This is a genomic window from Klebsiella oxytoca NBRC 105695, from assembly GCF_001598695.1.
In the GTDB taxonomy this organism is placed as follows: domain Bacteria; phylum Pseudomonadota; class Gammaproteobacteria; order Enterobacterales; family Enterobacteriaceae; genus Klebsiella; species Klebsiella oxytoca.
This window is the reverse complement of sequence record NZ_BCZK01000018.1, coordinates 76,507-90,552: the sequence shown is the minus strand read 5'-3', so window position 1 is coordinate 90,552 and position 14,046 is coordinate 76,507. Positions and strand designations below refer to the sequence as shown.

Annotated in this window: 9 protein-coding genes; 5 read left to right on the top strand and 4 right to left on the bottom strand. The window is 54.5% G+C overall.

Going from position 1 to position 14,046, the window contains the following annotated elements; genetic code table 11:
• Positions 1-38 precede the first annotated feature (38 nt).
• The gene (gene gltD, locus KO1_RS23885; RefSeq protein WP_004106184.1) at positions 39-1,457 is read right to left on the bottom strand and encodes a glutamate synthase subunit GltD; all 1,419 of its coding nucleotides are present in this window, start codon (positions 1,455-1,457) and stop codon (positions 39-41) included.
• Between the two features lie 9 nt (positions 1,458-1,466).
• A complete protein-coding gene (gltB, locus tag KO1_RS23880) occupies positions 1,467-5,927 on the bottom strand; it encodes a glutamate synthase large subunit (protein ID WP_004106181.1) in 4,461 nt (1,486 codons plus the stop codon).
• Between the two features lie 673 nt (positions 5,928-6,600).
• Between gltB and mnmL the strand changes: the two genes are divergently transcribed.
• The 5 genes from mnmL to mtgA all read left to right on the top strand — a co-directional run bounded on the left by mnmL (position 6,601) and on the right by mtgA (position 12,849).
• A complete protein-coding gene (gene mnmL, locus KO1_RS23875; protein WP_017145348.1) occupies positions 6,601-7,524 on the top strand; it encodes a tRNA modification radical SAM protein MnmL/YtqA in 924 nt (307 codons plus the stop codon).
• 158 nt (positions 7,525-7,682) lie between these two features.
• Entirely contained in the window at positions 7,683-8,747 is a 1,065-nt protein-coding gene (gene uxuA / locus KO1_RS23870; RefSeq protein WP_004106177.1) for a mannonate dehydratase, read from the top strand.
• Between the two features lie 149 nt (positions 8,748-8,896).
• On the top strand, positions 8,897-11,236 hold the full coding sequence (gene arcB, locus KO1_RS23865) for an aerobic respiration two-component sensor histidine kinase ArcB (protein WP_004106175.1): 2,340 nt from the start codon (positions 8,897-8,899) through the stop codon (positions 11,234-11,236).
• A 234-nt stretch (positions 11,237-11,470) separates the two neighbouring features.
• Complete coding sequence (elbB, locus tag KO1_RS23860) at positions 11,471-12,124, top strand: isoprenoid biosynthesis glyoxalase ElbB (protein ID WP_004106173.1); 654 nt, start codon at positions 11,471-11,473, stop codon at positions 12,122-12,124.
• The gene (mtgA, locus tag KO1_RS23855) at positions 12,121-12,849 is read left to right on the top strand and encodes a monofunctional biosynthetic peptidoglycan transglycosylase (protein ID WP_004106171.1); all 729 of its coding nucleotides are present in this window, start codon (positions 12,121-12,123) and stop codon (positions 12,847-12,849) included. The genes elbB and mtgA overlap by 4 nt, the downstream gene beginning before the upstream one ends.
• A gap of 50 nt (positions 12,850-12,899) precedes the next feature.
• On the opposite strand, the gene npr is transcribed toward mtgA, so the two are convergent.
• Positions 12,900-13,172 (bottom strand): PTS phosphocarrier protein NPr, encoded by a 273-nt coding sequence (npr, locus tag KO1_RS23850; RefSeq protein WP_004106170.1) that lies wholly within the window; start codon positions 13,170-13,172, stop codon positions 12,900-12,902.
• Entirely contained in the window at positions 13,169-14,023 is an 855-nt protein-coding gene (gene rapZ, locus KO1_RS23845) for an RNase adapter RapZ (protein WP_004106169.1), read from the bottom strand. The genes npr and rapZ overlap by 4 nt, the downstream gene beginning before the upstream one ends.
• Between the last annotated feature and the right edge of the window lie 23 nt (positions 14,024-14,046).

Sequence of the window (14,046 nt, the reverse complement as noted above, 5' to 3'; positions counted from 1 at the left end):
ATAAGCTTGCGGGCTCCGGGACCCGCAAGCTTTTTTCGTTACACTTCCAGGTAGTTCAGGATGCCGTCAGCCGCCTTACGGCCTTCGGCAATCGCGGTGACCACCAGGTCAGAGCCGCGAACGATATCGCCGCCGGCGAAGATTTTCGGGTTGCTGGTCTGGAAGGCGTTGTCGCTGCCTTCCGGTGCAATCACGCGGCCCTGAGAATCGAGCTCAACGCTGTGCTTCGCCAGCCATTCCATGCTGTGCGGACGGAAACCAAACGCCATGACTACGGCATCTGCTGGCACCACATGTTCTGAGCCGGCAACGATTTCCGCGCGGCGGCGGCCTTTCGCATCCGGCTGGCCCATCTCCGTACGCGCCATCTTCACGCCGCAGACTTTACCGTTGGCATTCACTTCAATGCCCAGCGGCTGAACGTTGAACTGGAATTCCACGCCTTCTTCCCGCGCGTTTTTCACTTCGCGTTTCGAGCCCGGCATGTTCTCTTCATCACGGCGATAGGCGCAGATGACGTGAGTCGCGTTCTGGCGAATCGAGGTACGCACGCAGTCCATTGCGGTGTCGCCGCCGCCAAGAACCACGACGCGTTTGCCTTCCATGCTGACGTACGGCTCGTCCGCCGTTTCACCAAAGCCCATGATCTGCTTGGTATTGGCGATCAGGAAGGGCAGCGCATCAAAGACGCCGCTGGCGTCTTCGTTTTCCAGACCGCCGCGCATTGACTGATAGGTACCAACGCCGAGGAATACCGCATCGTACCCTTTCAGCAGATCGTCGAGTTGTACATCGCGACCCACCTCGGTATTGAGTTTGAACTCAATGCCCATACCGGTAAAGATCTCGCGACGACGGGTCATCACCTCTTTTTCCAGCTTAAAGGCTGGAATACCAAAGGTCAGGAGGCCGCCGATCTCCGGATGGCGATCGAAGACTACCGCCTTCACGCCGTTACGGGTCAATACGTCGGCGCACGCCAGACCTGCCGGACCCGCGCCGATAATGGCGACGGTTTTGCCGGTTTGTTTCACGCCGCTAAGGTCAGGACGCCAGCCCATTTCGAACGCTTTATCGTTGATATAGCGCTCAATGTTACCGATGGTTACCGCGCCGAACTCATCGTTCAGGGTGCAGGAACCTTCGCACAGGCGGTCCTGCGGGCAAACCCGTCCGCAGACTTCCGGTAGGGTATTGGTCTGATGCGACAGCTCAGCCGCTTCGAAAATACGTCCTTCATTAGCCAGCTTCAGCCAGTTCGGGATGTAGTTATGCACCGGGCATTTCCATTCGCAGTACGGGTTGCCGCAGGACAGGCAGCGATCTGCCTGTGCTTTAGCCTGGCCTTCTGAAAACGGCTCGTAAATTTCCACAAATTCAATTTTACGGATCTTCAGCGCTTTTTTAGGCGGATCAACTCGCTGTAAGTCGATAAATTGATAGACATTCTGACTCATCTTAACCCCTTACTGCGCCTGCACCCGCAGCTCAGCTGCGGAACGACTACGGTGACCCAACAGTGCTTTAACATCGCTGGACTTCGGTTTGACCAGCGCAAACTTCGCCGAGAAGGCCGGCCAGTTGGCCAGAATCTCTTCACCGCGCTGTGAACCGGTAAGCTGCACATGCTCGGTAATTAAACCGCGCAGGTGCTCTTCATGGATGGCCAGAGAGTCAACGTCCAGCACTTCTACCAGTTCAGAGTTCACGCGTTTACGGAAGTCGCCGTCTTCATCCAGTACGTAACCAAAGCCACCGGTCATGCCTGCGCCGAAGTTGACGCCGGTTTTGCCCAGCACGCAGACGATGCCGCCGGTCATATATTCACAGCCGTTGTCGCCGATACCTTCGACGACGGTGATAGCCCCGGAGTTACGCACTGCGAAACGCTCGCCCGCACGACCCGCAGCATACAGACGACCGCCGGTCGCGCCGTACAGACAGGTGTTGCCGATAATGCTGGCTTCATGGCTACGGAAGGCCGAGCCTACCGGAGGACGAATGGCGATCAGGCCTCCGGCCATCCCTTTACCCACGTAGTCGTTCGCGTCGCCGGTCAGATGCAGCTCAACGCCGCCGGCATTCCACACGCCGAAGCTCTGACCTGCGGTACCGCTGAAGTGGGCGGTAATAGGATCTGCTGCCAGGCCCTGGTCACCGTGGGTCTGGGCGATGTAGCCGGACAGCGAGGCTCCTACGGAACGGTCAGTATTGCGGATATCGAACCAGAACGTTTTGCTCTGCTTGCCGTCAACAAAGGGTTTTGCCTGCTGCAGCAGCTGCGCATTCAGGACGCCATTATCGAACGGCGGGTTGTTCTCCGTGCAGTACAGCGCTTTGCCCGGATGCGGCTCCGCGGTTTCCAGCAGCTTGCTCAGATCCAGCTTCTGCTGCTTGGCGGTAAAACCGTCCAGCTCTTTCAGCAGATCGGTACGGCCAATCAGATCCACCAGACGCTTCACGCCCAGCTGTGCCATCAGCTCGCGCGTTTCGCGGGCGATGAATTCAAAGTAATTGGTCACTTTAAACGGCAGACCGTGGTAGTGGTTCTTACGCAGTTTGTCATCCTGGGTTGCTACGCCGGTTGCGCAGTTGTTCAGGTGACAAATACGCAGATATTTACAGCCCAGCGCCACCATTGGTCCGGTCCCGAAGCCGAAGCTCTCAGCGCCGAGGATAGCCGCTTTGATGATATCGAGGCCGGTTTTCAGCCCACCGTCGACCTGCAGACGAATTTTATGGCGCAGCCCGTTAGCAACCAGCGCCTGCTGGGTTTCTACCAGTCCAAGCTCCCACGGACATCCCGCGTACTTCACTGACGATAGCGGGCTGGCGCCGGTGCCGCCGTCGTAGCCGGCAATGGTGATTAAATCCGCGTAAGCTTTTGCTACGCCGGTGGCAATAGTCCCGACGCCCGGTTCAGAGACCAGCTTCACGGAGATCATCGCTTTCGGGTTGACCTGTTTCAGGTCGAAAATCAGCTGTGCCAGATCCTCGATCGAGTAGATATCGTGGTGCGGCGGCGGAGAAATTAACGTTACGCCAGGTACTGAATAGCGCAGTTTGGCGATATACGGAGTCACTTTATCGCCGGGTAACTGGCCGCCTTCGCCAGGCTTAGCGCCCTGGGCGACTTTAATCTGGATAACGTCGGCGTTGACCAGATAAGCCGGAGTTACGCCGAAGCGGCCGGAGGCGACCTGCTTAATGCGCGACACTTTATTGGTGCCGTAGCGCGCCGGGTCTTCGCCGCCTTCGCCGGAGTTGGAGTTGCCGCCGAGGCTGTTCATGGCTTCCGCCAGCGCTTCGTGCGCTTCCGGGCTCAGCGCGCCGATAGACATCGCCGCGGTATCGAAGCGTTTGAACAGTTCGCTCGCCGGTTCAACGTCGTCCAGGTTCACCGTGGTTCCGTCCGGGGTGACGGAAAGCAGGTCGCGCAGCGTTGCCGCCGGGCGCTCGTTAACCAGCTTCGCGTACTGCTGATAATCGCTGTACTCACCGCTTTGTACCGCTTGCTGCAGGGTGCGCACCACGTCCGGGTTGTAGGCGTGATATTCGCCGCCGTGAACGTATTTCAGCAGACCGCCCTGATCCAGCGGTTTACGCGCCAGCCAGGCACGTTTCGACAGATTCAGCAGATCCTGCTGGAAATCATCGAAGCCCGCGCCGCCGATACGGCTGACAACGCCCTGGAAGCACAGATCGGAGACTTCGCGATGCAGGCCGACCGCTTCAAACAGCTTCGAGCAGCGATAGGATGCAATGGTCGAAATCCCCATCTTCGACATGATCTTATACAGACCTTTGTTGATGCCGTTACGATAGTTCAGCATCACCGCGCGGTACTCTTTGTCGATGGCTTTATTATCGACCAGCTTCGCCAGGGTTTCATAGGCGAGGTACGGATAGATAGCCGTCGCGCCGAAGCCGAGCAGCACGGCAAAGTGGTGCGGATCGCGGGCGCTGGCGGTTTCGACAATAATGTTGGCATCGCAGCGCAGGCTCTTATCGACCAGGCGGGTCTGGATCGCGCCTACCGCCATCGGTGCCGGTACCGGCAGACGGTTTTTAGCGATGTTACGGTCTGAGAGCACCAGCAGAACGGTACCGTTACGCACCATCTGCTCGGCTTTATCGCACAGCGCCTTCACGGTTTCAGCCAGCGTGGTTTCGGCGGCATCAAAAGTGATATCCAGGACGTCGGCGCGATAGTGCTCTTCTTCCATGGTGGTCAGCTGTTTAAAATCTGAGTACAGCAGAATCGGCGATTTGAAGCTCAGGCGATGCGCCTGGCCTTCCGCTTCACAGAAGACGTTCATTTCACGGCCGATGCTGGTGGCCAGCGACATAACGTGCGCTTCGCGCAGCGGATCGATCGGCGGGTTAGTGACCTGCGCGAACTGCTGGCGGAAGTAATCGTAAATGATACGCGGTTGGCTGGAGAGCACGGCAAATGGGGTATCATCGCCCATCGAGCCGACCGCTTCCTGGCCATTTTCACCCAGTACGCGCAGGACGGAATCCAGCTCTTCGGCACTGTAGTTGAACTGTTTCTGATAGCTGGCGAGGGTATCATCGTCCAGCTGGCGGCTACCGACCTCTTCGTCCGGCAGTTCTTCGAACGGCACCAGACGACGGACGTTTTTCGCCATCCACTCTTTATACGGGTGACGGCTTTTCAGATCGTTGTCGGTTTCCGCGGAGTGCAGAATACGCCCCTCGCGGGTATCGATAACCATCAGTTCGCCTGGACCGACGCGGCCTTTTTCAACGACTTCATCCGGCTGATAATCCCAGATACCCACCTCGGATGCGCAGGTGATGAGCTTATCTTTGGTGATCACATAGCGTGCCGGACGCAGGCCATTACGGTCGAGGTTACAGGCGGCGAAGCGACCATCGGACATCACGATGCCCGCCGGGCCGTCCCACGGTTCCATATGCATGGAGTTAAAGTCAAAGAACGAGCGCAGCTCGGGATCCATATCCGGGTTATTTTGCCAGGCTGGCGGAACCAGCAGGCGCATTGCGCGAATGATGTCCATCCCGCCCGCCAGCAGCAGCTCCAGCATGTTATCCATAGAGCTGGAGTCAGAGCCGGTTTCGTTAACGAACGGCGCGGCGTCGTGGAGGTCAGGGATTAGCGGCGTCTGGAACTTATAGGTACGGGCGCGGGCCCACTGGCGGTTACCGGTAATGGTGTTGATTTCACCGTTGTGTGCCAGGTAACGGAACGGCTGAGCCAGCGGCCAGCGCGGCACGGTATTGGTGGAAAAGCGCTGGTGGAACAGACAGATGGCTGACTCCAGGCGCAGATCCGCGAGGTCCAGGTAGAAGCGCGGCAAATCCGCCGGCATACACAGACCTTTATAAATGTTGACCAGGTTCGACAGGCTGCAAACGTAAAAATCTTTATCTTCCTGCAGACGCTTTTCGATACGACGGCGCGCGATGAATAAGCGGCGCTCCATGTCGCGCGGGCGCCAGCCAGCCGGGGCGTTAACAAAGATTTGTTCTATACGGGGCAGCGAGGAGAGGGCGATTTCACCTAGTACGCCTTCATTGGTTGGCACATCGCGCCAGCCGACGATAGACAGCGTTTCGCGCTGAAGTTCTTCTTCGACGATGCGGCGCGCCGCGTTTGCCAGTTCAGGATCCTTATTAAGGAACAGCATCCCAACGGCGTAATTTTTGGCTAAACGCCAGCCGCGCTCTTCCGCAACAATTCGGAAGAAACGATCGGGTTTTTGTAGCAGCAAGCCACAACCGTCGCCGGTTTTTCCATCGGCAAGAATCGCGCCGCGGTGCTGCATTCGGGCCAGTGCGTGTATAGCGGTTCGCACTACCTTGTGGCTAGGTTCGCCTTCTATGTGGGCGATCAGGCCGAAACCACAGTTATCCCTCTCAAGGGATTTATCGTACAACATATCAGTGAACCTCCCCAGGCTCTACGGGACACCCTCCGATACCGATTGCGCACGGGCACAGAAAGAGCATGGCGACGGGGTTTACACCTCGCATTCGCCCTCTTTAAATCCTTTTCGCATCGGTACACAAGTTTGAGGACTTGCTGTTAAGAGGGAATCTCAATTACTGCATAAATATGATGAGCAGAGCGCTCATCCAGAAAGCTTCCAGCGGATTCCCAACTTATCGGGAATCCACACATACGTCAAATGGCAATCTTATTTATACAAAAATGTGCTATGCAACAGCTAATTAAATGATTTTTAAGAGAATAAATGCGTTTTAAATACTACTGAAACGCGCCAGGAGACAGAAACGAGTGTGATCTGTCTCACTGTATCGACGGCACGACATTATCTGTCTGTGCTGAATTGTTTTTTTATCACAGTTTTTTAAACTGCTTTTTATTTATTTTTTGGTGGCTAATACTGTTTTGTGCCCGGGTAAAGATAATTGCCAATCAGCGGCTATGTATAAGGAAAACTCATTACCCTGACTATGAATTAAATTGCAGTTATCTTGATTGTTTATGCAATGAGGTAAGCGGCCGCGTTGACGATTGATCCAGGTCATCGCCGTCGGTAGCTAAAAATGGCAGGCTTGGCCCCTTTCTTAAGGCCGGTCTATCAGATTATGCAGTTACAAAAATTAGTCAACATGTTTGGTGGGGATCTTGCGCGCCGGTATGGAGAAAAGGTTCACAAACTGACGCTGCACGGTGGATTTAGCTGTCCAAATCGCGATGGCACCATTGGTCGTGGCGGCTGTACCTTTTGTAATGTCGCTTCTTTTGCCGATGAAGAGCAGCAGCACCGTTCGATTGCTGAGCAGCTAGCCCATCAGGCGCAGCGGGTAAACCGGGCTAAGCGCTATTTGGCCTATTTCCAGGCCTATACCAGTACGTTTGCCGAAGTTCAGGTACTGCGATCCATGTATCAGCAGGCAATCAGCCAGGCCAGCATCGTCGGGCTGTGCGTGGGCACCCGCCCGGACTGCGTCCCCGGAGCCGTATTGGACCTGCTGAGTGAGTATCGGGAGCAGGGCTACGAAGTATGGCTCGAGCTGGGTTTACAAACCGCGCATGATAAAACGCTGCACCGAATTAACCGCGGCCACGATTTTGCCTGCTATCAGCGAACCACCCGCCTGGCACGCGAGCGCGACCTTAAAGTGTGTAGCCACCTTATCGTGGGCCTGCCGGGCGAGGGACAGGGTGAATGCCTGGAGACCTTAGAGCAGGTAGTGGAGACCGGCGTAGACGGCATTAAGCTGCATCCACTTCATATTGTGAAGGGGAGCATTATGGCCAGGGCCTGGCAGGCAGGAAGGTTAAACGGTATTGCGCTGGACGACTATACGGTTACCGCAGGAGAGATGATCCGTCACACCCCTCCGGAAGTGATTTTTCACCGTATCTCCGCCAGCGCGCGCCGCCCAACGCTGCTGGCGCCGCTGTGGTGTGAGAACCGCTGGACCGGGATGGTTGAACTGGATAAATACCTCAATGAACACGGCGTGCAGGGGTCTGCTCTCGGTCGTCGCTGGATCTCTCCATAGCAGGCGGATAACGTCATCGCTACGGCGGATTTATTTTGCTTTATCCTCTGAAAAAAAGTGGTGTGACCAACGTCACTGTCGTTGATATAAATCTGGTTATTTTATCTTGTATGGTAGTAGGCTATGATCGTTAATAATATTGAATCAGGTGATTTCGTATGCAAATGACAATGCGTTGGTTTGGGCCGGAGGAAGACAAGGTCTCTCTGGAATATATCCGCCAGGTTCCCGGCGTTGAAGGCGTGGTGGGGGCGCTCTATGATGTCGCGGTTGGTGAGGTCTGGCCGCTGGAAAAAATCCAGCGCCTGGTAAATCAGGTTCATGATGCCGGGCTAAAAATGGAAGTTATCGAAAGCGTCAATATTCATGACGATATTAAAATAGGCCTGCCTTCCCGCGATCGCTATATTGCCAACTATCAACAGACTATCCGTAATCTTGCCCGGTTTGGCGTAAAAGTGATTTGCTATAACTTCATGCCGGTTTTTGACTGGATGAAGACCGATATGAACTATGTTCTGCCGGATGGCTCCCGGACGATGGCTTTTGAAAAAAAAGACATTGATAAGAGCCTGGAAGAGGTGGTGAAAGAGGTTCTGGATAACTCAAATGGTTTTGCGCTGCCGGGCTGGGAACCTGAGCGTCTGGCCAAAGTTCAGGAGCTGTTTGCGCAGTACAAAGATGTTGATGACAAGACGCTGCGGGAGAATCTGGTCTATTTTCTGAAGGCGGTTATCCCCGTCTGCGAAGAGGTCGGCGTGAAAATGGCTATTCACCCAGACGATCCGCCGTACTCTATTTTTGGCTTGCCGCGTATCGTGAAAAATCGCGACGATCTGGATTGGATCTGCCGGGCGGTAGATTCTGAGGCCAATGGCATCACGCTCTGCACCGGTTCAATCGCGGAAGATCCTGCCAATGACGTCTACTCGATTCTGGCCGAGTTTACACGGCGCAAGCGTATCCATTTTGCCCATGTGCGTAATATTAATCTTATTAAAGATAAAGACTTTTATGAATGCGCCCATCCGTCAGAATTCGGCTCTTTGGACATGTATAAAGTGATGCAGGCGCTCTATGACAATGGTTTTAGTGGCTATATACGCCCGGATCATGGACGTTTTATCTGGGGTGAAACAGGGCGGCCAGGTTATGGATTATACGACCGTGCGCTGGGCGTGACCTACCTGAAGGGGCTGTGGGAAGCGCTCAGTAAACGCTAACGCTCGTTTTGTTCTCTTCTCTATTTCCGGCTGATGCCCGTTCAGCGTCAGCCGCGTAACTGCAATCCTTCCCGCATTTTTTGCACAACTTACAGCGTCTTGCTCAGAATTGAGTATTATTGTGCGAAGTTGTCGCGAAGGAATCCCTTATGAAGCAAATCCGTATGCTGGCGCAGTATTATGTTGACCTGATGATGAAGCTGGGTCTGGTGCGCTTTTCAATGCTGCTGGCCTTTGCGCTGGTGGTGCTGGCGATAGTTGTGCAGATGGCCGTTACGATGGTGCTGCATGGCCAGGTGGAAAGTATTGATGTGATCCGCTCCATCTTCTTCGGCCTGCTGATTACCCCGTGGGCGGTCTATTTCCTTTCGGTGGTGGTTGAGCAGTTGGAAGAGTCCCGGCAGCGCCTCTCGCGGCTGGTAGAGAAACTGGAGGAGATGCGCGAGCGCGATCTCAAGCTGAATGTGCAGCTTAAGGACAATATCGCCCAGCTTAATCAGGAAATCGGCGAACGTGAAAAGGCGGAAGCGGAACGTGAAACGACGCTTGAGCAGCTCAAAATTGAGATGAAAGAGCGTGAAGAGGCGCAAATTCAGCTTGAGCAACAATCCTCTTTTCTGCGCTCCTTCCTTGATGCTTCTCCGGATCTGGTTTTCTATCGTAATGAAGATAAAGAGTTTTCCGGTTGTAACCGTGCGATGGAGCTTTTGACAGGCAAAAGTGAAAAGCAGCTTATCCATCTGAAGCCGCAGGATGTTTATACCGAAGAAGTGGCGGAAAAGGTGCTGGAAACGGATGAGAAAGTCTTCCGCCATAACGTCTCACTAACCTACGAACAGTGGCTGGATTATCCGGACGGGCGTAAGGCCTGCTTTGAAATCCGTAAGGTTCCTTATTACGACCGCGTAGGTAAGCGGCGCGGCCTGATGGGTTTTGGCCGCGATATCACGGAGCGTAAGCGCTATCAGGACGCTCTGGAGCGAGCCAGCCGAGATAAGACCACCTTTATCTCAACGATCAGCCACGAGCTGCGTACGCCGCTTAACGGCATTGTAGGGCTTAGCCGAATTCTGCTGGATACCGATTTGACCGGCGAACAGGAAAGATACCTGAAAACCATCCATGTCTCAGCGGTAACCCTTGGTAATATCTTCAATGATATTATTGAGATGGATAAGATGGAGCGGCGTAAAATTCAGCTGGACAACCAGCCGGTTGATTTTACCGGTTTCCTTGCGGACCTGGAAAACCTCTCCGGCCTGCAGGCGCAGCAGAAAGGCCTGCATTTTGTGCTGGAACCCACGCTTCCGCTGCCGCATAAAGTGATCACCGACGGAACGCGTTTACGCCAAATCTTGTGGAATCTTATTAGTAATGCGGTGAAATTTACTCCGCAAGGCGGGAATGTGAACGTCCGCGTGCGCTATGACGAGGGGAATATACTGCACTTCGAGGTGGAAGATTCAGGTATCGGCATCCCTGAAGCGGAGCAGGATAAGATTTTCGCCATGTACTACCAGGTTAAAGATAGCCAGGGCGGCAAGCCTGCGACGGGCACCGGTATCGGTCTTGCCGTATCACGTCGCCTGGCGCGAAATATGGGGGGGGATATCTGCGTTTCCAGCCTGCCGGGTAAAGGCGCGACATTTACCCTCACCGTACATGCTCCGGCCGTTGCGGAAGAGGTTGAAGATACGCTGGCGGAAGATGAAATGCCATTACCTGCGCTGAACGTGCTGCTGGTGGAAGATATTGAGCTAAACGTGATCGTTGCGCGATCGGTACTTGAGAAGCTTGGCAATAGCGTCGATGTGGCGATGACCGGTAAGGCTGCGCTGGAGATGTTCGTCCCCGGCGAATACGACCTGGTGCTGCTTGATATCCAGCTGCCGGATATGACCGGCCTTGATATCTCTCGTCAGCTTAAACAGCGCTTTGCCGCCGACGAGCTTCCGCCGTTGGTTGCGCTTACCGCTAACGTACTGAAGAACAAGAATGAGTATCTGGAAGCGGGAATGGATGATGTCCTGAGTAAGCCGTTATCGGTTCCGGCATTAACCGCGATTATCAAAAAATTCTGGGATGCGCCGGAAGAAGAGGAGAATGAGATGCCATCTGTAGATAGCAGTAAATCGGCTTCAGTACTGGATATTCCGATGCTTGAGCAGTACATCGAACTGGTAGGGCCGAAGCTTATTTATGACGGTCTGGCCGTCTTTGAAAGAATGATGCCGGGCTATATGGCGGTTCTGGAGTCTAATTTGACCGCTCGCGACCAGAAAGGAATTGTTGAAGAGGGGCACAAGATTAAAGGGGCTGCGGGCTCGATCGGTTTGCGCCATATTCAACAGTTAGGTCAGCAGATCCAGACGCCGGATTTACCCGCATGGGCGGATAACGTTGGCGAATGGGTTGAAGAGATGAAATCCGAATGGCAAAGCGATGTCGCGGTACTGAAAGCGTGGGTCGCGGCGGCAGATAAAAAATGACCCCGGATAAACCGGGGTGCGCGAATACTGCGCCAACACCAGGGAACTGGACATTGCGCCAGAATCATTTAAGTGATTTTTTTACACGGCGCAACCTGAGGATTTGGCTTACTCGCTCATTAAGATAGCAAACCTTAAATATTTTGTTACGTGAAACAGTAAAATATGTGAAGCATAGCGAGTAAATCAAAATTTTTGACTGCTTTCATAAACTTGTACTAAGGGGCTGATGTGATGAAGAAAATTGGTGTCGTGCTGAGCGGATGCGGCGTTTATGACGGAAGTGAAATCCATGAAGCCGTCATTACCCTGCTGGCAATTGCCCGCAGCGGGGCTCAGGCCGTTTGCTATGCGCCGGATAAAGTACAAACCGATGTTATCAATCATCTGACCGGCGAAGCGCAGGCGGAAAGCCGTAATGTGCTGGTGGAAGCGGCGCGTATCGCGCGCGGAGAGATTCAGCCTTTGGCCAATGCCCGAGCGGATGAGCTGGACGCGCTGATTGTGCCCGGCGGTTTTGGCGCGGCAAAGAATCTTAGTAGCTTTGCCTCGCAGGGGAGCGAATGTGAAGTGGATAGCGATCTTAAAGCGTTGGCTCTGGCGATGCATCAGGCCGGTAAGCCGCTGGGCTTTATCTGCATCGCTCCGGCGCTGTTGCCGAAAATTTTCGCTATTCCGCTACGCGTGACCATCGGTACCGATCTCGATACCGCCGATGCGGTAGAGGAAATGGGCGCTGAGCACGTGCCTTGCCCGGTGGATGATATTGTAGTTGATGAAGATAACAAAGTGGTGACGACTCCGGCGTACATGCTGGCGCAGAACATCGCGGAGGCGGCGAACGGAATTGAAAAACTGGTCGCTCGCGTCCTGGTGCTGGCCGCATGACCCTCCGCTTTTCGCCGCTGCGGATGATGAAGCGTTTTGTTCTGAGGCTGCTGTTGGCTTGCGTGGTGCTTTGGGGCGGCGGAATTGCGCTGTTTAGTATCGTGCCCGTCCCTTTTTCGGCAGTGATGCTGGAGCGCCAGGTCAGCGCCTGGCTTTCCGGGAATTTTCATTATGTCGCCCATTCCGATTGGGTGGGGATGGATGAAATCTCGCCGTGGATGGGGCTTGCCGTTATTGCTGCAGAAGATCAGAAATTCCCGGAGCACTGGGGGTTTGATGTTTCGGCCATTGAGAAGGCGCTGGCGCATAACGAGCGCAATGACAGCCGGATCCGCGGAGCGTCAACGCTGTCGCAGCAAACGGCAAAAAACCTGTTCCTGTGGGATGGCCGCAGCTGGCTGAGAAAAGGGCTGGAGGCGGGGCTGACCGTCGGCATCGAGACGGTCTGGAGCAAAAAACGGATCCTCACCGTTTACCTCAATATTGCTGAGTTTGGCGACGGAACGTTTGGCGTAGAAGCCGCATCGCAGCGCTATTTTCACAAACCTGCCAGTAGACTGACGGCTGCAGAAGCCGCGCTTTTAGCTGCGGTTTTGCCCAATCCCATTCGCTTTCGCGCCGATGCGCCGTCGGGTTATGTTCATCGCCGTCAGGCGTGGATCCTGCGCCAGATGAGGCAGTTGGGTGGGGAAGGTTTTATGCGGGCGAATAAGCTACATCAATAAACTTGCTATCAGATCTCCCCGGTCAGCACCGCTGCAGCCGGGGAATACCTCTAGTCTTCATCAAACCCGGCGTTGAATAGCGCGATAACGGCGGCCAGCGCTTCAACCTCCTGCGGGCCGTTAGCTTCAATCTCAATCTGACGGCCTTTAGCCGAGTCGAGCATCAGCAAGGCAATCACGCTATTCGCTTCAGCTTCAGTACCTTCATCATTGCGCAGCAGGACTTCAGCATCATAGTTCTGCATTAATTCAAACAGCTTCATCGCCGGGCGAGCGTGCATGCCCAGCTTATTGGTGATTTCAACGGTTTGCTTAACGGTCATGATTTGCGTTTTTCCAGCGTCCGATGACGGGACTGCACGTTCTTACCGCGTGAGCGGAAGTAGTCAGCCAGCTGTTCGGCGATATAAACCGAACGGTGTTTACCACCGGTACAACCAATAGCTACCGTCAGATAGCTGCGGTTATTGGTCTCCAGCATAGGTAACCATAGCTCAAGATAGCTGCGGGTCTGGTAAATGAAATTATGAACTTCCGTGTGCCGGTCGAGGAAAGCGGCCACGGGTTTATCAAGGCCGGTCATCGGGCGCAGCTTCGGATCCCAGTGCGGGTTCGGCAGAAAGCGCACGTCAAAAACGTAGTCGGCATCGATAGGGATGCCGTGCTTAAAGCCAAAGGATTCAAATACCATCGTCAGTTCGCGTTCGCGTTTGCCCAGCAAACGCGTGCGCAACATTTCTGCCAGCTCATGCACCGACATTTCAGAAGTATCGACGATCAGGTCGGCGCGGGAGCGCAGAGGTTCCAGCAGATCGCTCTCTTCATCAATGGCGCTTTCCAGCGACAGGTTTTTGCTCGATAGAGGATGTAAACGACGGGTGTCGCTATAGCGGCGAATCAGGGTGTTACGATCGGCATCAAGGAACAGCAACTGAGGTGAAAACTCTGCGGGCAGATTTTTCATCGCCTGCTCGAAGATTTCCGGCGATTCGGGCATGTTTCGCACGTCAATACTGACGGCCGCCGAGATGTTTCTGTCGGCGAGCGAACGCGCCAGCTCTGGCAACAGCACAACCGGCAGGTTATCGACGCAGTAAAAACCCATATCTTCCAGCGCTCGCAGGGCGACGGATTTCCCCGACCCTGAACGGCCGCTGACGATCATCAGTACCATGTACCGTTTCTCCTCAGTACGAA